Source organism: Actinomadura physcomitrii (genome assembly GCF_008923205.2).
Lineage (GTDB): Bacteria > Actinomycetota > Actinomycetes > Streptosporangiales > Streptosporangiaceae > Spirillospora > Spirillospora physcomitrii.
Genome location: NZ_WBMS02000010.1, coordinates 76274 through 96137 on the forward strand (window position 1 = coordinate 76274; position 19864 = coordinate 96137).

Annotated in this window: 17 protein-coding genes, 1 tRNA gene and 1 pseudogene; 5 read left to right on the forward strand and 14 right to left on the reverse strand. The window is 68.6% G+C overall.

Annotated features, from left to right (window positions below; genetic code table 11):
• Nucleotides 1-50: 50 nt before the first annotated feature.
• The 10 genes and pseudogenes from F8568_RS14830 to F8568_RS14870 form a co-directional block, all read right to left on the reverse strand.
• Entirely contained in the window at nt 51-689 is a 639-nt protein-coding gene (locus F8568_RS14830) for a TetR family transcriptional regulator (RefSeq protein WP_151594129.1), read from the reverse strand.
• Between the two features lie 114 nt (nt 690-803).
• A pseudogene (locus tag F8568_RS48110) lies at nt 804-954 on the reverse strand (IS5/IS1182 family transposase); the annotation flags it as partial.
• A 76-nt stretch (nt 955-1030) separates the two neighbouring features.
• Nucleotides 1031-1609, reverse strand: coding sequence for a cysteine hydrolase family protein (locus F8568_RS14835; protein WP_151594130.1), 579 nt, complete (start codon nt 1607-1609; stop codon nt 1031-1033).
• 314 nt (nt 1610-1923) lie between these two features.
• A complete protein-coding gene (locus F8568_RS14840; protein ID WP_160573623.1) occupies nt 1924-3132 on the reverse strand; it encodes an ABC transporter substrate-binding protein in 1209 nt (402 codons plus the stop codon).
• Between the two features lie 89 nt (nt 3133-3221).
• Nucleotides 3222-3935: an ABC transporter ATP-binding protein gene (locus F8568_RS14845; protein WP_151594132.1), complete on the reverse strand. Its 714-nt coding sequence runs from the start codon at nt 3933-3935 to the stop codon at nt 3222-3224.
• On the reverse strand, nt 3932-4687 hold the full coding sequence (locus tag F8568_RS14850; protein ID WP_160573624.1) for an ABC transporter ATP-binding protein: 756 nt from the start codon (nt 4685-4687) through the stop codon (nt 3932-3934). Before F8568_RS14850 ends, F8568_RS14845 begins: the two co-directional genes overlap by 4 nt.
• A complete protein-coding gene (locus F8568_RS14855) occupies nt 4684-5727 on the reverse strand; it encodes a branched-chain amino acid ABC transporter permease (RefSeq protein ID WP_160573625.1) in 1044 nt (347 codons plus the stop codon). The genes F8568_RS14850 and F8568_RS14855 overlap by 4 nt, the downstream gene beginning before the upstream one ends.
• Nucleotides 5724-6611, reverse strand: a complete 888-nt coding sequence (locus tag F8568_RS14860; protein ID WP_328600897.1) for a branched-chain amino acid ABC transporter permease — start codon at nt 6609-6611, stop codon at nt 5724-5726. Before F8568_RS14860 ends, F8568_RS14855 begins: the two co-directional genes overlap by 4 nt.
• Nucleotides 6612-7379: 768 nt before the next feature.
• Nucleotides 7380-8882, reverse strand: coding sequence for an aldehyde dehydrogenase (locus F8568_RS14865; protein ID WP_151594136.1), 1503 nt, complete (start codon nt 8880-8882; stop codon nt 7380-7382).
• 35 nt (nt 8883-8917) lie between these two features.
• Nucleotides 8918-10318, reverse strand: a complete 1401-nt coding sequence (locus F8568_RS14870; RefSeq protein ID WP_151594137.1) for an FAD-binding protein — start codon at nt 10316-10318, stop codon at nt 8918-8920.
• 149 nt (nt 10319-10467) lie between these two features.
• On the opposite strand from F8568_RS14870, the gene F8568_RS14875 reads away from it, so the two are divergent.
• Genes F8568_RS14875 through acnA form a run of 4 tightly spaced genes read left to right on the forward strand, consistent with a single transcriptional unit; the run spans nt 10468 to nt 15897 of the window.
• The gene (locus tag F8568_RS14875) at nt 10468-11265 is read left to right on the forward strand and encodes an IclR family transcriptional regulator (protein WP_151594138.1); all 798 of its coding nucleotides are present in this window, start codon (nt 10468-10470) and stop codon (nt 11263-11265) included.
• On the forward strand, nt 11262-12491 hold the full coding sequence (locus tag F8568_RS14880) for a CaiB/BaiF CoA transferase family protein (protein ID WP_328600882.1): 1230 nt from the start codon (nt 11262-11264) through the stop codon (nt 12489-12491). Before F8568_RS14875 ends, F8568_RS14880 begins: the two co-directional genes overlap by 4 nt.
• Nucleotides 12488-13312, forward strand: a complete 825-nt coding sequence (locus F8568_RS14885; protein ID WP_151594140.1) for a citryl-CoA lyase — start codon at nt 12488-12490, stop codon at nt 13310-13312. The genes F8568_RS14880 and F8568_RS14885 overlap by 4 nt, the downstream gene beginning before the upstream one ends.
• A 17-nt stretch (nt 13313-13329) precedes the next feature.
• Nucleotides 13330-15897 carry an aconitate hydratase AcnA gene (gene acnA, locus F8568_RS14890; RefSeq protein ID WP_202124963.1) on the forward strand — a complete coding sequence of 856 codons (2568 nt, stop codon included), beginning with the start codon at nt 13330-13332 and terminating at the stop codon, nt 15895-15897.
• Nucleotides 15898-16160: 263 nt separating this feature from the next.
• On the opposite strand, the gene F8568_RS14895 is transcribed toward acnA, so the two are convergent.
• The 3 genes from F8568_RS14895 to F8568_RS14905 form a co-directional block, all read right to left on the reverse strand.
• A tRNA-Val gene (locus F8568_RS14895) sits at nt 16161-16232 on the reverse strand.
• A gap of 64 nt (nt 16233-16296) precedes the next feature.
• Complete coding sequence (locus tag F8568_RS14900) at nt 16297-17304, reverse strand: ABC-2 transporter permease (RefSeq protein ID WP_151594142.1); 1008 nt, start codon at nt 17302-17304, stop codon at nt 16297-16299.
• A 24-nt stretch (nt 17305-17328) separates the two neighbouring features.
• Nucleotides 17329-17706, reverse strand: coding sequence for a PGPGW domain-containing protein (locus F8568_RS14905; protein ID WP_328600883.1), 378 nt, complete (start codon nt 17704-17706; stop codon nt 17329-17331).
• A gap of 316 nt (nt 17707-18022) precedes the next feature.
• Here F8568_RS14905 and F8568_RS14910 point away from each other — a divergent pair, with 316 nt between their 5' ends.
• The gene (locus F8568_RS14910; RefSeq protein ID WP_151594144.1) at nt 18023-18436 is read left to right on the forward strand and encodes an SsgA family sporulation/cell division regulator; all 414 of its coding nucleotides are present in this window, start codon (nt 18023-18025) and stop codon (nt 18434-18436) included.
• On the opposite strand, the gene sthA is transcribed toward F8568_RS14910, so the two are convergent.
• Nucleotides 18437-19849 (reverse strand): Si-specific NAD(P)(+) transhydrogenase, encoded by a 1413-nt coding sequence (gene sthA, locus F8568_RS14915; protein ID WP_151594145.1) that lies wholly within the window; start codon nt 19847-19849, stop codon nt 18437-18439.
• Between the last annotated feature and the right edge of the window lie 15 nt (nt 19850-19864).

Genomic DNA, 19864 nt, shown 5'->3' on the forward strand with positions numbered 1-19864 from the left:
GATCTGCCCTTTGGCGCAGCCTCACCGATCACCGCGTTCGTCCGGTTGCGCTACTCCCCCGGCCGGTCCTCGGCCTCGACCAACCCGGAAATGCGCAAGGCGTACTCGCTGTACCTGTCGGCCACGGTCTCGGCAGACAGCACGCCGTCCTCGCTGAACCAGCGCGCGATGCTGACGCACATCTCCAGGATCCCGAAGGACGCCAACGACGGGGTGGCCTCCTTGAACCGGCCGATCGCGATCCCCTCTTCGATCAGCCCACGAACGGCCCGCTCATGGGACCGGCGCAGCTCGAACACCCGGGAGCGGGCCGGCTCCTCGACATGGCCCGCGTCCTGGTTGACGATCAGAGCCTCGCGCCGGTGCGTGGCATGCCGCAGGGCATAGGTCCGAATCGCCTGCCGAAGCCGTTCAGCGACGTCCTCCACACCGTCCACGGCCGCCTGGTAGTCGAGCCAGACCTGCTCGGTCGTCTCGAGCACGATCTCACTGAGCAGATCCTGCTTGGCGCGCATGTGGTTGTACAGGCTCGGGGTACGGATCCCGAGCTCAGCAGCGATCTGGCTGAGTGCGGTGCCGTGATACCCGCGCTCGGCGAACAAGGTCAGCGCCACATCGCGCACGGCGCCGCGACTCACCGTCGCACGCCCCCCTGTCGATCGTGCGTCCTGCGCCGCATGTGAAGCCATATCCTCATGATGGCAGGCCACCGCCGCCCTGCGCGCCCGCGGTCGGCGCGACACATCACAGCCGGCCCAGGCGAGACTCCGCAACCGCACCGGCATAGGATGAACATCGACGCCCCGTAGATCGACCAGAACCAGCAGAGCCTGCTGCCCAGGGATTGAGCAGTCGCCAGGACGTCCGAAGAGTGCTGCGGCATCGGCGGATCAGTCCGGCCAGGTAGTTCAGCGTTGAACACGACAAATCGACGGCGGCACGATAGAACAGCACGCAGAGCCCCTGGTTCGGACGCCGACATTGGTTAGCGGCGTCATCTGCCTGCTTACGCCGTCGCGATAGGACGGCGTCATAGAACGTTCTTGAGCAAAGCACGCCACTGGCCGACTTCGGCGAAGACTTCCGCCATGACTTCCAGTGCCGGCGCGTGGAACCTTTCGGGCGCCGAACAGCAGTCAGCCGCGACCAGCATGTCGAAGTCGCGCTGCTGACCAGAGCGAACGGTCGACTCTACACAGACGCTGGTGAGTATGCCGCTGACGAGCAGCCTGCGCACCTGCATCCCGCGCAGGACGGTCTCGAGTTCAGTGTAGAGAAATGCGTCGAAGCGGCTCTTGTCGATGACATGATCCGCAGGCCGGGGGGCAAGCTCGTCGATGATTTCGGCGTCCCAACTGCCGCGCACAAGCGGGCGCGCGTCCATGGGGAGGCGAGCCCGGACGCGGGGCTGCGCTTCCACATAGTCGGGTCGGAATACGTGACGTGTGTAGACGATCGGCAAGCCGACCGAACGCGCCTCTTCCAGAAGTGCGACGTTCTGTGCCACGACCTCATTGATTCGCGGCAGCACAATATGATGACTCGGCAACGAGCCTTTCGGATGGCAAAAGCCATTCTGCATGTCGATGACGAGTACCGCTGTCGTCACGGGACCTCCTTCTCGGCGACCAGGTGCTCAATTCGCGGGGAAGCGCCACACCGGACTTCCTCGTTCGTCTTCCGATGCAATGACGCCGGTTACGCGAGGATCCCACCACCGGGAAGCCGCGATCCACTTCGGCCAGGCTGCAGTTCGGAGAACGAGAAGCATTACCGATAGGCGCCGCCGGAAGGCCGCACGTAGCCTTCGAGCGTTCCGCTATTTCTGGGGGGTCGGCCCAAGCATCACCCGGCCGACCCCCCGTCTGTCACACATCCGGCCGCACACCACTGGTCATCGTCCCCCGGGAACGCCGTGGCCTCCTACGAGGCCGTGGTCCACACGCCGTTCTTGACCTGCAGGATCTCTTCGACGTTGGTCGCAGTGCGGTTTCCGGGTCCGAAAGTGAGCGGAGCACTCGCTCCGACCTTCTGGTTCTTCCAAGTCTCGAGTGCCTTGATCAGGCCCTGCCGAGTCAGGTCATCACCCGCCTGCTCGGCGGCCTTTGCGAAGGCATGCACGGAGGTCCACGCCAGCAAGCTGTAGTACGAGAACGCTGCGCCCGGCTGGTACTTCTTCATGTCGGCCTGATACTGAGCCACCGCAGGGTTGCCGGCGTCGGTGGCCACCGGCAGCTTGCCCGCGCCCAGCACGCCTTCCGAGGACTTGCCGGTCAGGTCCAGGAACTTCTGAGAGGTAGCGCCGGCGCTGACGATCATCTGGGCGCCCAGGCCCTGCCGCTGCGCCTCCCGGAGGAACGACGCCGCGTCCCCGTCGGTGAGCATCACCAAGATGCCTTTGGCCCCGCTGGACTTGAGTTTGCTGACCTCGGCGGAGACACTCGAGGCACCGGCCTGGACGCCGACGACGGCCTTGGGGGTCGTCGAGTGCTTGCTCTTAAGGTACGCGGTCGCGTTATCGAGCAGTCCTTGACCGAAGTCATTCTGGACATACACGATGCCGATCTCGGACGCCGGGACCTGGCGGTCCACCAGAGTGTCGACCATCTGGTGGGTCTCCGCGGTGTCATTGGCGACAACCGGGAAGATGTACGTCTGAGGCGGGTCGTTGACCTTCGTGCCGGTCGCCACCGGGCCGATCACGGGCACCTTCGCCCGGTCGATCTGTTGCTTCACCGCTAGCAATTGCGAGTAGCCGGCGAAGCCCACGAACGCGAAGATGCGGTCGTTGTTGATCAGCTTCTGGACCTTGCCGTTGGTGACCGCGGGGTTGTACTGGTCGTCCTCCCAGTAGCCCTTGAGCTTGCGTCCATTGATACCGCCATGAGCGTTCACCGAGGCGACGGAAGCGTCGAGCCCCTGCCGGACCGCCACGCCGACCGCCGCCGCCGGCCCCGTCAGTGGCAGCGTCGCACCGATCTTGATCTCCTTGCCCGACACTCCGGTCGACGAACTGACGCTGCCGTTTCCGCAGGCCGCCGCCATCAGGAGAGTCGTCGCGAAACCGGCCGCGAGAACGGCCCGCCGGGGTGCCCCGGGGAGCATCACCCGTGTCGCAGCAAGATGCTTCATCCACCCCATCATTTTTCCTTTTCGTTCGGTCCATTCCAGACGTGATCTGCCTGAGCATCATCGCGCCAGGCTTTCGAGCTCCTCCGCGATCAGGTTGAGGTGCCCAGCATCGTCTTCCGCAGGCTCGCGTCGTTCAGCATCTGGTCGGCGCGGCCGGAGGCGACGATCCGGCCACTGCTGAGCAGATAGGCGGAGTCGGCGGTGGCGAGGGCGGCCTGCACGCTCTGCTCGACGAGAAGCACGCTCGTGCCGCGTTCGCGAATGTCGGCGATGACGTTCCGCACCTCGACGATCACCCCGGGAGCGAGTCCGAGGAACGGCTCGTCCATGAGCAGCAGGCGCGGGTTCGCGAGCAGAGCCCTTGCGATGGCGAGCATCTGCTGCTGTCCTCCCGACAGCGAGCCGCCAGGGTGGTGACGGCGCTCACCGAGAATGGGGAAAAGTTCGTACATCTCGGCGCGGCGCGCTTCGGCGGCTGGGCCTCGCACACTCACGAAACAACCCATCCGAAGGTTTTCCTCGACCGTCAGTTTCGCGAAGATCTGACGTCCCTCCGGCACCAGTACCACTCCCGACCGGACCACGGCGGCAGGCCGGCGCGCGGTCAGCCGCCTGCCTTCCAGGGTCACCTCGCCGGAACGGGGCTTCATCAAGCCGGCGACAGTGCGCATCAGCGTTGACTTGCCCGCGCCGTTGCGACCCACGAGCGCGACGATCGAGCCACTCGGCACCTCCAGGTCGACGTCATGCAGCACGTCGACCGCGCCGTAACCGACCGAGAGCTTGTCGATGGTCAGACTCATTCGGCTTCCCCCAGGTATTCCCGGCGCACTTCCGGAAGATCCATGACGCGGGACGGATCGGTCTCGGCGATCTTCCGGCCGAAGCTCAGGACCAGGACCCGGTCGGACACAGCCAGCACCGTCTCGATGTCGTGCTCGACGAGCACGACGGACATCGGCCGTTCCTCCTGGACGCCTCGAATCACGTCGACGAACTCTCGCTTCTCCTCGGCGTTGAGTCCGGCACACGGCTCGTCGAGCAAGAGCACCGATGGTCGCTGGCACAGTGCGCGACCGAGGTCGGCCAGCTTCTGCTCCGCGTAGGCGAGACTCGAGCATCCCTCGTCGCGGAGTTCCAGCAGGCCCAGCCCGGCCAGCACCTCATCGATGAGCCGGTCGTCGGACCCGCGGCGCAGGCGATGGCGACCCCGCCGGCTGTTCTGGCCGGCGACGTAGCCGATCTGCAGGAGCTCACGCACCGACAATTCACTCAGAGCCGGCGGCGACTGGAACGTTCTTGCCAGGCCGCGAGTCGTGAGGTGATGCGGTGACAGTCGTGCGATGGACTCGCCGTGCAGTCGAATATCGCCTTTGGCGTCACGGTGGATCCTACTGATGACGTTGAGCAGAGTCGTCTTCCCGGCACCGTTGGGCCCGATAAGCCCGAGCGTGGTTCCCGCTTCGAGTTCGAAGCCGACCTCCTGGAGAGCCCATACGCCACCGAATTGCACTGAGACGCCGTCGATGCTGAGGGCCACGTCATCGGATTTCATCGGACCGCCTTCTTTTCCGTGATCGACAGCGAGGACGAAGCCTCGGCGTCCTCCTCTGGAGAAGGCGGCGCGTGACTCGCTCGCCATCGTCCTAGGGCGCCCCCTAGCTGGGCGCCGAGCCCGGCTATACCGCCCGGCATGAGGAGGATGACCACGATGATCAAAGCTCCGTATACGGCGGGTATCCACGTCTGGAAAGCGCTCAGCACACTCGGCACGATGACCACGAACATGCTTCCGATGAGCGGCCCTGCCGGCCGGGCAAGGCCACCGATCACTGCCATCGCGAGGAACTGGATGGTGAGGAGGATGTCGAAGTTCGACGGGCTTACAAAGCCGACGACGTACCCGTAGAGCACACCGCCTACCGCGCAGTAGACCGAAGCGAGGACAAAGGCTACGGCTTTCAGACGGCGCGCGTTGACTCCCGCGACCGCAGCGCCGGCCTCATCACTGCGCACCATGAACATCGCGCGCCCGGAGGCCGACGAGCGCAGGAGGAACGAGAACACCAGGCCGATCGCAAGGACGACCACGACGGTGAAGTAGAGGCTGGTGGGATTCGGCACCACCCAGCCGACGACCTTCAGGGTGCCGATGGACTTTCCGACGTTCCCCCCGGTGATGTCGTCCAGGGCGACGATGATCCGTTGGACCACGAGCGCGAAGGCGAAGGTCGCGATGGCCAGGTAGATGCCTTTGAGCCGCAGCACCGGCAGTGCCAGTACGAGTGCCAGTACCGCCGAGATCACGATCGCTGCCCCGGACACGACGATCAGGTCGTCGCCGGCATGCGGTCCCACCACTGCCGCCGAGTACGCGCCGACGGCATAGAAGCCTGCAGGAGCGAGCGACAGAATGCCGATGTAGCCGGTCGCGAGATTCACTGCGATGGCACCGAAGGCGTAGACCGCGGCAAGCGTCGCGAGATAGAGCGTGTAAGGCGAGAAGATCCAAGGTGCCGCAACGGCAAGCACCGCCACCGCCGATGTCAGAAAACCGCTGAGGCCGAAGCGCCTGCACACGGACAAGGCGCTCACAGCTCTCGCGCCCGTCGCTCGGCGACGATGCCCGTAGGTCGCAACAGCAGCATTACGAATATGATCAAGAAGGTCACGATCGTCGCTGTGTTGGCGCCCAGACCGTAGGCCGCATAACTCTGCACGACGCCGAGAAGGACTGCACCGGCGACGGCGCCGGTCAAGCTCGACAAGCCGCCGACCGTGGCCGCTGCGAGAGCCGCGATCAGCGTCGAGTCCATCATGTTGACCTGGACGAACGAAACCGGCGCGATAAGGATGCCGGCCAGAGCCGCGATGGCGGAGCCGATACCCCAGATGGCCGGATACAAGATCCGTGTTTCGACGCCCATCAGAACGGCCGCCTCGGGCTTCTCATTGGCGGCACGCATCGCAAGCCCCCAGCGGGCGCGCCGAATGAAGATCAGCGTCGGAACGAGGAGGCAGGCAGTGCAGATCATCGCTCCAACATGGCTGGATGGGACGTTCGCGTCCCCGATGTGCCACTCCGTAGAGCCGAAGAGGTCGGGGAACCGGTACACCTCCGAGCCGAAGATGTTCAACGTCCCGCTCTGGAGGATGTAGAGCAGCCCCAAGGTCACGAGCATCGCCGCCAGGTGCGCGTGGAGGGACCTCGAACCGGTGCGCCGAGCCAGCGGCCCCAGAACGAATACGTACGAGGCCGCCCCCAGCGCGCCGGACACGAGGACGCCCGCCACGCAAGCGAGAACCACGTTCCAGCCCGCTTTGGTCACCAGGTTCAGCCCGACGAAGACACCGACCACGGCCATGGCGCCATGGGCGAAGTTCAGCGTTTGAGTCGCCTGGTGGATCAAGATCAGGCCGATCGCGAAGAGCGCGTAGCCAGCGCCCGTCGCCAGGCCCTGGACAGCCAGTTGCAGCACCAACGTCTACTCCTGCGCAGGGGGCACAGCGTCCCGGTTTTTGGTCTGGCCAATGACGATAGCAGTCCATTTGCAAGGAGTAAACCAAAAAATGTGAGCGTGGTCATAGCTGCTCACGCTCGACATGACTGTTGCCACCCGTGACATCCCGACGACTCACCGGTGCCAGGAGCGACCGGGCGGCGTGGGTTGACCACGCGCCGGCCGCCCCACGATGAGCCGCTTGGTCTCCGAGGCCGACCGCGCCGTGCCAGACGGCCTTCCGGTCGGGACAGGCCGTGTGCCGGAGAAGGCGCATGCTCCGGGTTCCCACCAGGCGTCGGACAGGTAGGCGAGCACCGCGTCGGCAAGGAGGGCCTGTGAGAGGGCGTTGCGGTGGCCCATGCGACGGGCGTCTATGGCGGCGGGCGGCCAAGGACGTCTGGCACCGGTTGATCGTGCCGGCGGCTGCTGAAGGCGGTACGCGATTCGGTCGCCAGGGACCGGGCGGCGGTCCTGCTGGTGGAACAGCGCGTTCGCGTCACTCTCGATTAGGTGGACCGCGCCTACGTGCTGGGAGGGGCTCTATCCGTCGGATCGAAGAGCTGGACGGAGCCCGGACCGCATTCTCCGCGGGGCCTGCCCGCGGGCGGGCCGCGCGGAGTGCGTCCGGCATGCCCATGCGACGAAGGCTCTCAACCCGAGAGGCCTGCGTTGGCGAGTCCACCCTGTAGCGCGGCCGGTGGCGGGCTGGGGGCGCGCAGGCGGTGAGGCGCGGGCCGTCGCGGGTCAGGCGCGCGGATTGAAGGGATCCGCGATCGTGTTGCCCATGTCGATCCAGGCCGTCTTGACCTCGGTGTACTCGTTGATCGCCTCGATGCCGTTCTCGCGGCCGAGACCGCTCTCCTTGAAGCCGCCGAAGGGCGCGATGTAATTGGTCTTGCGGTAGTTGTTGACCCAGACCGTGCCGGCGCGGAGGCGACGCACCAGGCGATGTGCTCGGGCGACGTCGGTGGTCCAGACGCCGGCGGCCAGGCCGAACGGGGTGTCGTTGGCGATCTCGATCGCGTGGTCCTCGTCCCGGAACGGGATCAGCACGACGACAGGGCCGAAGACCTCCTCCCGGGCGATGCGCATGTCGTTGGTGACGCCGCCGAAGACCGTCGGCTCGACGAAGAGGCCGTCGGATAGTGCGGGATCGGCCGGCCGCTTGCCGCCGGTCAGCAGAGCCGCGCCCTCCTTCTTGGCGATGTCGATGTAGTCGAGCACCTTGCGGTGCTGGGACTCGCAGGCGACGGTGCCCATTTCGGTGTCAGGGTCGAGCGGGTCACCGATCTTGATGGTCTCGGTCCGCTCCACCAGAGCCTGGGCGAAGGCGTCGTAGACGTCTTGATGCACGAGCACGCGCGACCCTGCCATGCACGTCTGCCCGGTGGCGGCGAAGACGCCGGCCAGGACGCCGTTGACGGCATTGGGCAGGTCGGCGTCAGGGAAGATGATGTTGGGGGACTTGCCGCCGAGCTCGAGGGATACGCGCGCCAGCCGCTCCGCGGCCGTCATCGCGATCGTCTTGCCGACCGCGGTGGAGCCGGTGAAGGCGATCTTGTCCACGCCGGGATGGCGTGCCAGGGCCGCCCCGGTGCCGCCTTCACCGGTCACGATGTTGACGACGCCGTCGGGAAAGCCCGCCTCGGTGATGAGGCTTCCCAGGATGAGCGTCGACACGGGAGTGACCTCGGACGGCTTGACGACCACGGTGTTCCCGGCGGCCAGCGCCGGGGCCAGCTTCCACAGCAGCAGCGCGAGCGGGCTGTTCCAGGGCGTGATGGCGGCGACGACGCCGACCGGTTCCCGGACGGTGAACACGTGCATGTTGGGCACGCTGCTCGCCAGTGTCTGCCCGTGCACGGTCTCTGCGATCCCGGCATAGAAGTAGCAGTGCCCGGCGAGTGCCTTGGTCTGCCCGGCGACCTCGCGGATCAGCTTGCCGTTCTCCAGCACCTGGACGCGGGCGAGCTCGTCGGCACGCTCGGTGATGAGGTCACCGAGCCTCCGGAGCAGGGCGGCCCGCCCCGCCGGAGTGGTCGCGGGCCATGGCCCCCTCTCGAAGGCGGCGCGGGCGGCACGGACGGCGGCGTCCACGTCCGCCGAACCGGCCAGCGGGACGTCCGCCCAGTGCCGGCCGTCGAACGGGTTGATCGAGTCGAACCGGGCGCCGTCCGCGGCATCGGTCCAGGAGCCGCCGATCAGCATCTGGTAGTGCTCGCGGTCCGGGTTCTCGGTGGCCGTCATGTCTCTGCCTTTCAGGGTCGTGTTCGTGGACGAGGTCAGCCGGAGGTGCGCATCACGGCCCGGGCCGCGGCCTGTTCACCCGCGATTCGGCCGAAGGCGAGCGCGCGCAGGACGGATGTCGCGCCGGGGTAGCTGCGGTGGTAGATCCCGGCGACCTCTCCGACGGCGTACAGCCCTTCGATCGGGTCTCCGGCGGCCGTCAGGACGCGGGCCCCCGCGTCCGTGCGCAGACCACCGAAGGTGAAGGTGATCGCGCAGGTCACAGGCCACGCCACGTACGGCGGCTCGTCGATGGGCCGGGCCCAGTTGGACTTCGGCGGCTCCAGCCCCTGGGTGGAGACCCCATCGAGGCCGGTCACGTCCAGGTCGCCGGGTGTCGCGGCGGCGTTGTACGCCTCCAGCGTCGTGCGCAGTGTCCCCGGGTCGACGTCCAGCCGTCGGGCGAGCTCATCGAGCGTCTGCGCCGTCACCGGCGGCACGTCGGTCAGCAGGGCGCGGCCGACGTCCTGCCGCATGAGCCTCTGGTCGGCGATGAGGAAGGCGAACTGGTCGGCATCGCGCCAGATCCGGTACGCCACCGCTTCGAAGGTGTTGTCGGGCGTGTCGGCGCCCTCGTCCACGAATCGCCTTCCGCGGTGGTCGACCAGCACCCCGTAGGGATAGACCATGACCAGCGCCTCGGCGGAGCGCGACCGCGGGTCGACCGGCTCGCCGTGGAAGCGGTCGAACTGGCCGTCGAGCGCGGCGCCGACGCGGGTTCCCATGACGATGCCCTCGCCTCGGTTGGCCCGCCCGCCGGGCGTGATGGTGGGCAGGTCGGGACCGGCCTCGCCGAGGTGCTCGCGAAGCAGTTCCTTGCTGCCCTCGAAGCCCCCACAGGCCAGGACGACGGTGGGCGCACGCCATGCGCATGGCTCTCCGGCCGGCCCGGTGGTACCTGTGACTCCTGTGACGGCGCCGGACGCGCCGTCCTGAAGAAGGGCGGTGGCGGTCGCCTCGTACTCGATGTCGCCGCCGAGGTCGGTGACGCGCGCGCAGAGCCGGTCGACGATCGCGCCACCGCCACCTGCGGGCATGAGCCGCGGTCCCTTGGACGTCAGGAAGTACGTCGGTCCGGCGATCGTCTCGACCCCCTGAGCGTTCAGCCAGTCGATGGTGGGCCTGGCCTGCTCGGCGAGGACACGGATGATCTCTTTATCGGTCAATCCGCCGCTGAGGGCGTGCATCCGCTCCTCGAAGTCATCCGCGGGGTCGCCGGCCGGGTCCAGCCGGAAGAACGAACCCGTCCAAGCGGTGTTGCCACCGCGCTGGTCGCTGGGCATGCGCTCCAGAACGACGACACGGGCGCCGGGGGCGGCCTCCAGGAAACGCACGGCGGTGGCGAGTCCGCCCGCACCGCATCCGACGACGACCAGATCCGTCTGCTTCTCGAGCATCGTGTTCCTGCCTTCCCGGGGTGAGGGGCGCCCAGGTTGACCGTTGGGCGGTTGAGTCGAACCACTGTCCAGATAAGAGTGTTATCTAGATGCCTGTGTACGCCGCCGAAGTCGTCCAGATCCACCATATAGTATAGTTAATCCGCACGATGGACGAGGGATGGATGATGACCGAGATCGCGACGCACCCCGGCTCCGCCAGGTCGGAGGGTGTACGCAGCGTCGTCCGGGCGATGGAACTGCTCCAGCTCTTCGACGCCCGCCATGCGGAACGTCCGCTGCGAGAACTGGTCGAGCTCACCGGGCTTCCCAAGACGACGGTGCTGCGTTTGCTCGCGACGCTGGAGCCGCTCGGGCTGGTCGCGGCCGCCGGCGAGGGCACCTACGGCCTCGGGGCGGGTTTCCTGCGCTGGGCGCGGGCGGCTCAGCTCGTCTGGGAGGTCTCGCCGGAGGCCCGTGCGGTCATGCGCGAACTGGTCGGTGAATGCGGCGAGACGGTCAACGTCTATATCCGGCAGGGCACCGTCCGAGTCTGCATCGCGCAGGAGGAGGGCACCGCCACCGTGCGCAGCGTGGTGGACGTCGGCGTTCCGATGACCCTCGCCGCCGGGGCGCCGGCGAGAATCCTGCTCGGCGGGGCTCCGCCGCAGACGCTTGCCGCCTTGGCCGCAAAGGACCCGCGCCTCGACGCGGAGGCCCTCCACCGGCATGCGGCGGCGGCCGCGGAGACCGGCTACGCGGTGTCGCACGGCGAGCGCGAGCTCGGTGCCTCGGCGGTCGCGGCGCCCATCCGCACACGGCAAGGCCGGCTCGTCGCCGCGCTCTCGGCCAGCGGGCCGACCTCCCGGTACACGGCCGACCGTGTCGCCGGGCACGTCCTCGCGGTCATGCGCGCCGCCGCGCGGATCTCCGAGATCGGCCTGGGCAGAGTGGAGGCATTCCTGTGAACGTCCCCGTGGCCGAACCCGCAGGCTCGCCCCTGCTCGAGAACGTGCGCGTCCTCGACTTGACCAACGTCTTGTCCGGGCCGTACGCCGGGTACCAGCTCGCACTCATGGGCGCCGACGTGCTCAAGCTCGAAGTGCCCGAGTCCGGCGACCTCGCCCGCCAGCTCGGCGCCCATCCCGGTCTCAGCGGCGAGCACCTGGGGGTGTCGTTCCTGGCGCAGAACGCCGGCAAGCGGTCGGTGACGGTCAATCTCAAATCCGCCGGGGGCCGCGAGGTCTTCGCCCGGTTGGTCGCCGGGGCGGACGTCCTGCTGGAGAACTTCCGTCCCGGAGTGCTGGAGCGGCTGGGATTCGGACGGGACCGGCTGCACGAGATCAACCCCAGCCTCATCTACTGTGCGCTGTCCGGCTTCGGCGCCGACGGTCCGATGCGCGAGCGCCCCGCGTACGACCAGGTCATTCAGGGGCTGTCGGGCATCATGAGCGTCACCGGTTCGCCGCGGAGCGCACCGCTGCGCGTCGGCTACCCGGTGTGCGACAGCGTCGGAGGCCTCGCGGCGGCCTTCGCCATCGCCTCCGCGCTGGTGCGGCAGCACCGCACCGGCCAGGGCGCCTACCTGGACGTCTCCATGCTGGACGCGGCTCTGTCGGGCATGGGCTGGGTCGTCTCGGACTATCTCGTCGCCGGCCGCGAGCCGCTTCCGATGGCCAACGAGAACCGCACGGCCGCGCCGTCCGGCACCTTCGACACCGCGGACGGGAAGCTCAACATAGCCGCCAACAAGCAGCAGCAGTTCGAGGTGCTCTGCGAGGTCCTCGGTCGGCACGATCTGCCGGCCGACCCGCGCTTCGCCACCCGCGAAGACCGCAAGACCAACCGCGAGGCCTTGCGCGATGAGCTGGAGAAGACGCTGCGGACCAGGACCGCCGAGGAATGGGACGAGATCCTTCTCCCGACCGGTGTTCCCGCCGCCCCCGTGCTGACCGTCCCGCAGGCCCTTCGCTCACCGCAGGTCACGCACCGGCGGCTCACGCACCGAATGCCCTCCCCCGCCGCTTCGGGGGGCGATCTGACCCTGCTCGGTTCCCCCGTCCACGTCGACGGCGAGGCGCTCGTGCCCTCTTCTCCGCCGCCCAGGCTCGGCGAGCACACGGACGAGGTACTGCGCTCCGTGGGCTACACCGCCGACGACATCGTCGCGCTGCGCGCGGAGGGCGCCGTATGACCGACGTCCCCGAGGACCGCGTGACCGGGTGGTGGGCGACCGGGATCTCCGACATCGCGCCCGACATCATCCGGATGCGCGGCTACCCCATCGAGCAGCTCATCGGGAACGCGTCGTTCATCGACATGGTCTGGCTCCTGCTGCGCGGCGAACTGCCCTCCCGCGCCCAGTCCGCGTTGCTGGAGGCGGCATTGGTCGCCGCCGTCGACCACGGCCCCCAGGCGCCCTCCATCGCCGCCGCGCGCATGGCGGCGACCTGTGGCGTCGGCCTCAACAGCGCGGTCGCCACGGGCGTCGGGCTGCTCGGAGACGTCCATGGTGGAGCAGGACAGCAATGCATGGCGCTCCTGGCCGAGGCCCGCGAACGCACGGCGGCCGGCGCCACCACGGCGGAAGCCGTGGAGGAACTCCTCGTGGAGTTGCGCAGAGATCGGCGTTACATGCCAGGGTTCGGGCATCGCTTCCACCGGCGGGACCCGCGCCGCGACCCGCTGATGTCGGCCGTCGAAAAAGCCATCGCGGACGGCGCCGCGGACGGGGACTTCCTGCAGATCGGGCTCGAGATCGAGCGACGGCTCTCAGAGGGGCGGGACCGTCCGGTTCCCATGAACATCGACGGCGCCACCGCCATCGTTTACAGCGAACTGGGCTTCGCGCCGGAACTGGGCCGCGGCCTGTTCGTGCTCTCGCGAGCCGTCGGCATCCTCGCGCACGCCTGGGAGGAGCGGGAGAGCGGTCGGCGCATCAAGGGGCCGCTTCCTCCACCACTGCTGGCTCCATATCTGGGGCCGCCTGACCGCGACGTACCGGAAGCGCGATGACATTCGCAAGAAGCCCAATGCCCGGGGCAGAGGGGGTCGACCACTTCAGTCTGCCCACTGCCGAGGCACAAGGCGCCGGGCCGCTGTCCCGGCTCCCCCATGTACTCCGCATCCTCGTCGAGCACCTGCTGCGCCAGGGCGCCGACGATCGTGCCGTTCTCGATCACGTCAGGGCGGTGACCGCACGGGACCGCTCTGCGACCGTGCCGTTCCTGCCGCGCCGGATCATGCTGCAGGACGCATCGGGCCTCCCGGTGGCGGCGGACCTGATCGCGCTCCAGGACGCCGTCCTCGCGCGAGGCGGCGACCGCGGACGCGTCCAGCCCCGCCTGCCGATGGACCTCATCGTCGATCATGCCGTCGAAGTCGACCACTGGGGCGCTCCCGACTCCGCCGAGCGCAACCTCGCACGGGAGATGGACCGGCACGCCGACAGATACCGCTTCCTGCGCTGGGCGCAGACGCGCATGCCGGGGCTGCGGGTGTTCCCGCCCGGGTCCGGTATCTGCCACCAGCTCAATCTCGAGGTGATCGCCCAACCGGTGGCGCTGTCGAGTCCCGAGGACGGCCGGACGGTGGCCGGGTTCGACTCGGTGCTCGGCACCGACAGCCACACCACCATGATCAACGCACTCGCGGTCCTCGGCTGGGGCGTCGGAGGCATCGAGGCCACCGCCACCGCTCTCGGCGAACCGGTCATGATGCGCGTCCCCGAGGTCATCGGCGTGCGGCTCAAGGGATCATCGCGTCCCGGGGTGCTGGCGACGGACGTGGCGCTCACGCTCACCGCCCTGCTTCGCGAGCACGGCGTGGTCGGGAAGGTGATCGAGTTCTGCGGCCCCGGGCTTGCGGCGCTGCCGGTGCCGGACCGCGCAACCATCGCGAACATGGCACCCGAATACGGTGCGACGATGGCCTTCTTCCCGGCCGACGCCCAGACCCTTTCTTATCTGGAGAGCACCGGACGCGACGCGCGGCAGGTCGCGCTCGCCCGCTCCTTCCTGGTGGCGCAGGGCATGCTCCGCACAGCCGAGTCGGCCGATCCCGAGTTCGATGAGGTCATCGAGTTCGACCTGACGGAGGTGCGGCCCACCGTCGCCGGACCCCGCCGGCCCGACGAGCGGCTCACGCTCTCCCAGGTTCCCGCCACGGCGCCCGTGCCCGCGACCGACCGCAACGGCCACGAGGTCCGGGACGGTGACGTGGTGATCGCGGCCATCACCAGTTGCACCAACACCGCGAACCCCCGCGCCCTCGCCGCGGCGGGGCTGCTCGCTCGCAACGCGGCCGACCGTCGCCTGGCGGTTCCGCCCTGGGTGAAGACCTCGTTCAGCCCCGGCTCGCGCGCCGCGTCGCGGCTCTTGCGCACCACCGGCTTGCAGGACCATCTGGACCGGCTGGGATTCCACGTGGTCGGGCATGGATGCACGACCTGCATGGGCAACTCCGGTCCGCTGGACCCCGCCGTCGAGGCGGCCGTGGTCGAGGGCGATCTGCGCGTCGCCGCGGTCGTGTCGGGCAACCGCAACTTCGAGGGCCGGATCCACCCTCTGGCCCGGCTCGGATACCTGGCCTCTCCACCGCTGGTCGTGGCACTGGCGCTGGCCGGCACGGTCACCACGGACCTGGAGAACGAACCGCTCGCTCATGACGACGACGGCCGCCCCGTTCATCTTGCGGACCTGTGGCCGTCCGACGCCGAGATCGATCAGGTGATCGCGCACGCGAACACCGGACCCGACCGCTCTCTCGACGACCTCATCCGCGACTGGGAGGGAGCCGCCCCTCCAAGCTCGCCCGACTACGACTGGGACGGGGAGGCCGGTTTCATCCGGCGGCCGCCCTTCCTGGATCCCGGGTTGCGCCGGCCCCAGATCGAAGACGACCTACGTGGGGCCCGCCCGCTGCTCGTCCTGGGCGACGCGGTCACCACCGACCATATCTCCCCCGTCTCCCGCATCAGCTCGCGTTCCGAGGCCGGCGGATGGCTGATGGCACAGGGCGTCCCAGCGCGTTCACTGGCGAGCTTCAGCGCGCGGCGCCTCAACCACGACGTGATGCTCCGAGGAGCCTTCGCCAACCCCCATGTGCGCAACCTGCTCGTCCCGGGCAGCGGAGGCGGTGTCACTCGTCTCCTCCCCGATGACGAGATCATGCCGGTCCATGCCGCGGCGGCCAGGTACGCCGCGCGCGGAGTGCCGCTCGTCGTGATCGCCGGGGAGCGGTACGGCGCCGGCTCCGCACGCGACTGGGCCGCCAAAGCCACTCGCCTGCTGGGCGTCCGGGCCGTCCTCGCCCGGAGCTTCGAACGCATCCACCGCACCAACCTGGTGGCCATGGGCGTGCTTCCTCTCGAGCTTCCCGCAGGCGTGGAACTCGAACTGGACGGCGACGAGACTCTGGATCTGGCCGGCGTGCGGCAGGCTTCACGCCCGGGAGGTCTGGCCACGCTCACGGTGCTACGAAATGGCCGCACCGTGGCGGAAGTTCCTCTTCGAGGGCGTGTCGAGACGCAGGCCGAGGCCGCCTGGCTCAGCCACGGGGGCCTGCTGCCCAAGATCCTTGCCGACGCCTGCGAAGACTGATCCCACGGGATCACGACCGCTCGCGTCATCCCTGGCCGCGCGGCTCGCCCCCCGGTCAGCCGATCATAGGGTCGCTCAGGACGGGCCGTGAGGACATCGGAGGCGGGCAGACACTTGTCGGCCATCGAAGCTCAGTCTTCGGTCGGAGCGAGTCGGCGTAGGTCTGAGAGCGGTGGCTCCCCGTTTGGCTCCCGGAGCGGCCTGAAGATCGAAAAAGGCCCCGGAGTGATCTCCGAGACCCTGCCTGACCTGCTGAAACGGGGTGGGCGATACTGGGTTCGAACCAGTGGCCTCTTCGGTGTGAACGAAGCGCTCTCCCACTGAGCTAATCGCCCCGGCGGGACGCCCTGCGGGGCGTTCCGACGTCGGAAACTCTAGCGCATGTTGGAGGGTGCTCGCTCATCGAGCGCGGGCGGGGGCGGTGTCGCGGCCGCCGGGGTGGCGGTGGCGCCAGGCGACGAAGATCGCGGTGGCGGCGAGGGACCAGGCGGCCAGCACGAGGAACGGCAGGACGTGCTGGTGGGAGTGGAAGTAGATCGCGGTGTGCTGGGCGTTGACGGGCGCGCCGGGCGGGAGCCAGCGGCCGATCAGGCCGAGGGGGGACGGCAGGAGGGGCCAGGAGACGGCGCCGCCCGAGGACGGGTTGCCGATCAGGACCATCAGGCCCCAGGTGGGGATCATGGCCCAGCGGCCGACGAGGGTGTTGAACATCGTGAAGACCATGCCGCTGGTGAACATGGTGAGCGCGCAGATGCCCCAGGAGTCGCGGAAGGGCAGGTCGAGGACGCCGAGGAGGCCGTCGACGACGGCGCAGATGGACAGGCCGCCGAGGACGGCGTAGGCGGCGATGAAGCAGATGCGCTCGCCGGCGTTGAGGGCGCGGGCGTGCGCGCTGAGCTGGATGGCGCCGACGAAGCCGATGATCACCGAGGCGAGCGAGACGTAGAAGATCGCCAGGCCCTGGGGGTCGGTGGGCTGGAGCGGCTTGATGTCGCGGACGGTCAGGGGGATGCCGGTCTTCCGGCCGGCGACGGGGGCGGCCTGGGCGAGGAGGCGGGAGACGGAGGCGCCGGCGGCGGCCGCCAGGTCGAGCTGGGCGCGGTCGCCCTCCAGGACGAGGATGGCGAACTCGCGCTGCTCCTGGACGGCGGCGCGGGCGGAGGTGTAGGTGGCGTAGCGGCGGACGGAGAGGGACGTGTCGAGGCCGGCGTCGAGGGCCTGGACGAGGTGTGCGGACTCCCCGTGGCCGGTGACGGCCATCGGGATGTGGCGCGGGGCGGGGTTGGCCATCGCGTAGCAGTACGAGCCCGCGGCGGCGGCGAGGATGGACAGCAGGACGACGGCGGGAAGGAACGGGGACTCCCGGAAAGCCGTCCAGCGCTCGCGGAACGTCCGCGCGTGATCCATGTGGTCACGCTAGGTGATCGGGGATCAGTTCCAGAAGGTGAGGTCCTCGACGTTCCACGGCAGGGCGAAGCCGTAGGCGGCGAGGTAGCCGATGACGGCGGCGCCGGCGAGGACGCCTCCGGTGGCGCCGAGGACGGTGTTGCGGCGTCGCTTGCGGGGGTCGAGGGCCTTCTCCTTGGCGCGTTCGGCGGCGGCCTTGGCGCGGTGGAGGGCGGTCTGGGCCCAGGCGAACTCGGTGGCGAGGATGGCCAGGCCGAGGACGATCCCGACGATGCCGGGCCCGGGGGTGACCATCATGACGAGGCCGCCGGCGAGGACGGTCGCGCCGACGGCGAAGACGCCCGCACGCCAGGCGGTGTTGAGGACGGGATTGCGCCGGATGGACTCGCGGAAGCGCTTCACGCGGCCGAGTTCGCCCGGTGGAGCATCCTTTTCATGATTAATTGTCACAGTTTTACCCTAGGCCGGGAGATCGCCGCCTCATACTGAGAGCCTACCCGGCTCGGGCAGAAGTCGATCTACTGGCGAAGATCCGCTTTTGTGCAGGTCAGAAGCCGGTTTTGCGAGCGTGAGATGGATCACAACGGCCGGGGGCCCTGGAATGTCGGACCGCGCCGCGGCAGTTAGGCGTCATAGATCGGGGGGACATCCGTGTGAGGGAGAAGCACTCACCGGAGCACCCCGCGAGCCAGCGGGACCGACGTAAGAGGGAATGGCCATGAACAGCAGTACCACAGTCTCAGCGGAGTTGGGCCTTCGTCTCGTCGTCCCCGACCGCACGAGCGTTCCCCTGCTCGCCGGGCTGGAGTACGCGGCCGACGACCCGTACGCGATCCGGATGGCGTTCTATGTGGGCGACGACGAGCCGGTGGAGTGGATCTTCGCACGGGAGCTGCTCACCGTGGGGATCGTGCGCAAGGTCGGGGACGGGGACGTCGAGGTCTGGCCGGCCCGGGACGACGGCACCCTGAACATCGCGTTGTCGTCGCCGTTCGGCGACGCCCTGTTCGAGGTGCCGCTCCCGCCGCTCGCCGACTTCCTGCACCGCACCTACCTGGCCGTCCCGGCCGGTGAGGAGAGCGAGTTCATCGACATCGACGACGAGCTGGAGAACCTGCTCTGGCCGTCGTGATCACTCGCTCAGCCGGGCCATGTGGCGCATCTTGTTCATCGCGTCCAGGGCGGCGACCTTGTAGGACTCGGCCAGCGTGGGGTAGTTGAACACCGCGTTGACCAGGTAGTCGACGGTGCCGCCCAGGCCCATGACCGTCTGCCCGATGTGCACCAGTTCGGTGGCCCCGGTGCCGAACACGTGCACACCCAGGAGGCGGCGGTCGTCCGGCGATACCAGGAGCTTGAGCATCCCGTAGGAATCGCCGATGATCTGGCCGCGGGCCAGCTCCCGGTAGCGCGACACCCCCACCTCGAAGGGCACCTTGGCCGCGGTCAGGTCGTCCTCGGTGCGGCCGACGAAGCTGATCTCCGGGATGGTGTAGATCCCGATCGGCTGCAGGTCGATGATGTCGGACACCGGCTCGCCGCACGCGTGGTGCGCGGCGAGGCGCCCCTGCTCCATCGACGTGGCGGCCAGGGACGGGAAGCCGATCACGTCGCCGACCGCGTAGATGTGCGGGACCGCGGTGCGGTAGTGCTCGTCCACCTTGATCCGGCCGCGGTGGTCGGCGGCGAGCCCGGCGGCCTCCAGCTGCAGGTCGTCGGTCATGCCCTGGCGCCCGGCGGAGTACATCACGGTGTCGGCGGGGATCCGCTTGCCGCTCTCCAGGACGGTGATCGCGCCGCGCGCCATCCGCTCGACGGACGCGACGGTCTCGCCGAACCGGAAGGTGACCGCGAGGTCGCGCAGGTGGTACTTGAGGGCCTCGACGATCTCCAGGTCGCAGAACTCGAGCATCCGGTCGCGCCGCTCGACCACGGTGACCTTGGTGCCGAGCGCGGCGAACATGGACGCGTACTCGATGCCGATCACCCCGGCGCCGACCACGACCATCGTCTCGGGGACGTGGTCGAGATGGATGATGCCGTCCGAGTCGATGATCGTCTTCTCGTCGAACGCGACGCTGTCCGGGCGCGCCGGGCGGGTCCCGGTCGCGATCACGATCTTGTCGGCGGTGACCTTCTGCTCCCGGCCGCCCGGCTCGCGGCCACCGGAGACGGCGACCGCGTTCGGCTCGACGAACCGGCCGACGCCCGGCAGCACGGTGACGTGGTTGCGGGCGAGCTGGCTGCGGATCACGTCGGTCTCGCGGCCGATGACGTGCTGGGTCCGCATGCCGAGGTCGGCGACCGTGATGTCGTCCTTGACCCGGTAGCTCTGCCCGTACAGCTCGCGCTGGTTGAGGCCGGTGAGGTAGAGGACGGCCTCGCGGAGGGTCTTGGACGGGATCGTCCCGGTGTTGATGCAGACCCCGCCGATCATCTCGCGGCGATCGACGACGGCGACCTTGCGGCCGAGTTTCGCGGCGGCGATGGCCGCGCGCTGCCCGCCGGGCCCCGAGCCGAGGACGAGGAGATCGAAGTCGTTCACGTCCCCAGTCTGACC

Coding starts and splice junctions, on each gene's coding strand:
- F8568_RS14910 (WP_151594144.1), top strand. CDS start 18,023: ATGAACAGCAGTACCACAGTCTCAGCGGAGTTGGGCCTTCGTCTCGTC.
- F8568_RS14885 (WP_151594140.1), top strand. CDS start 12,488: ATGACCGACGTCCCCGAGGACCGCGTGACCGGGTGGTGGGCGACCGGG.
- F8568_RS14870 (WP_151594137.1), bottom strand. CDS start 10,318: ATGCTCGAGAAGCAGACGGATCTGGTCGTCGTCGGATGCGGTGCGGGC.
- F8568_RS14845 (WP_151594132.1), bottom strand. CDS start 3,935: ATGAGTCTGACCATCGACAAGCTCTCGGTCGGTTACGGCGCGGTCGAC.
- F8568_RS14830 (WP_151594129.1), bottom strand. CDS start 689: ATGGCTTCACATGCGGCGCAGGACGCACGATCGACAGGGGGGCGTGCG.
- F8568_RS14850 (WP_160573624.1), bottom strand. CDS start 4,687: ATGAAATCCGATGACGTGGCCCTCAGCATCGACGGCGTCTCAGTGCAA.
- acnA (WP_202124963.1), top strand. CDS start 13,330: ATGCCCGGGGCAGAGGGGGTCGACCACTTCAGTCTGCCCACTGCCGAG.
- F8568_RS14875 (WP_151594138.1), top strand. CDS start 10,468: ATGGACGAGGGATGGATGATGACCGAGATCGCGACGCACCCCGGCTCC.
- F8568_RS14840 (WP_160573623.1), bottom strand. CDS start 3,132: ATGAAGCATCTTGCTGCGACACGGGTGATGCTCCCCGGGGCACCCCGG.
- F8568_RS14865 (WP_151594136.1), bottom strand. CDS start 8,882: ATGACGGCCACCGAGAACCCGGACCGCGAGCACTACCAGATGCTGATC.
- F8568_RS14900 (WP_151594142.1), bottom strand. CDS start 17,304: ATGGATCACGCGCGGACGTTCCGCGAGCGCTGGACGGCTTTCCGGGAG.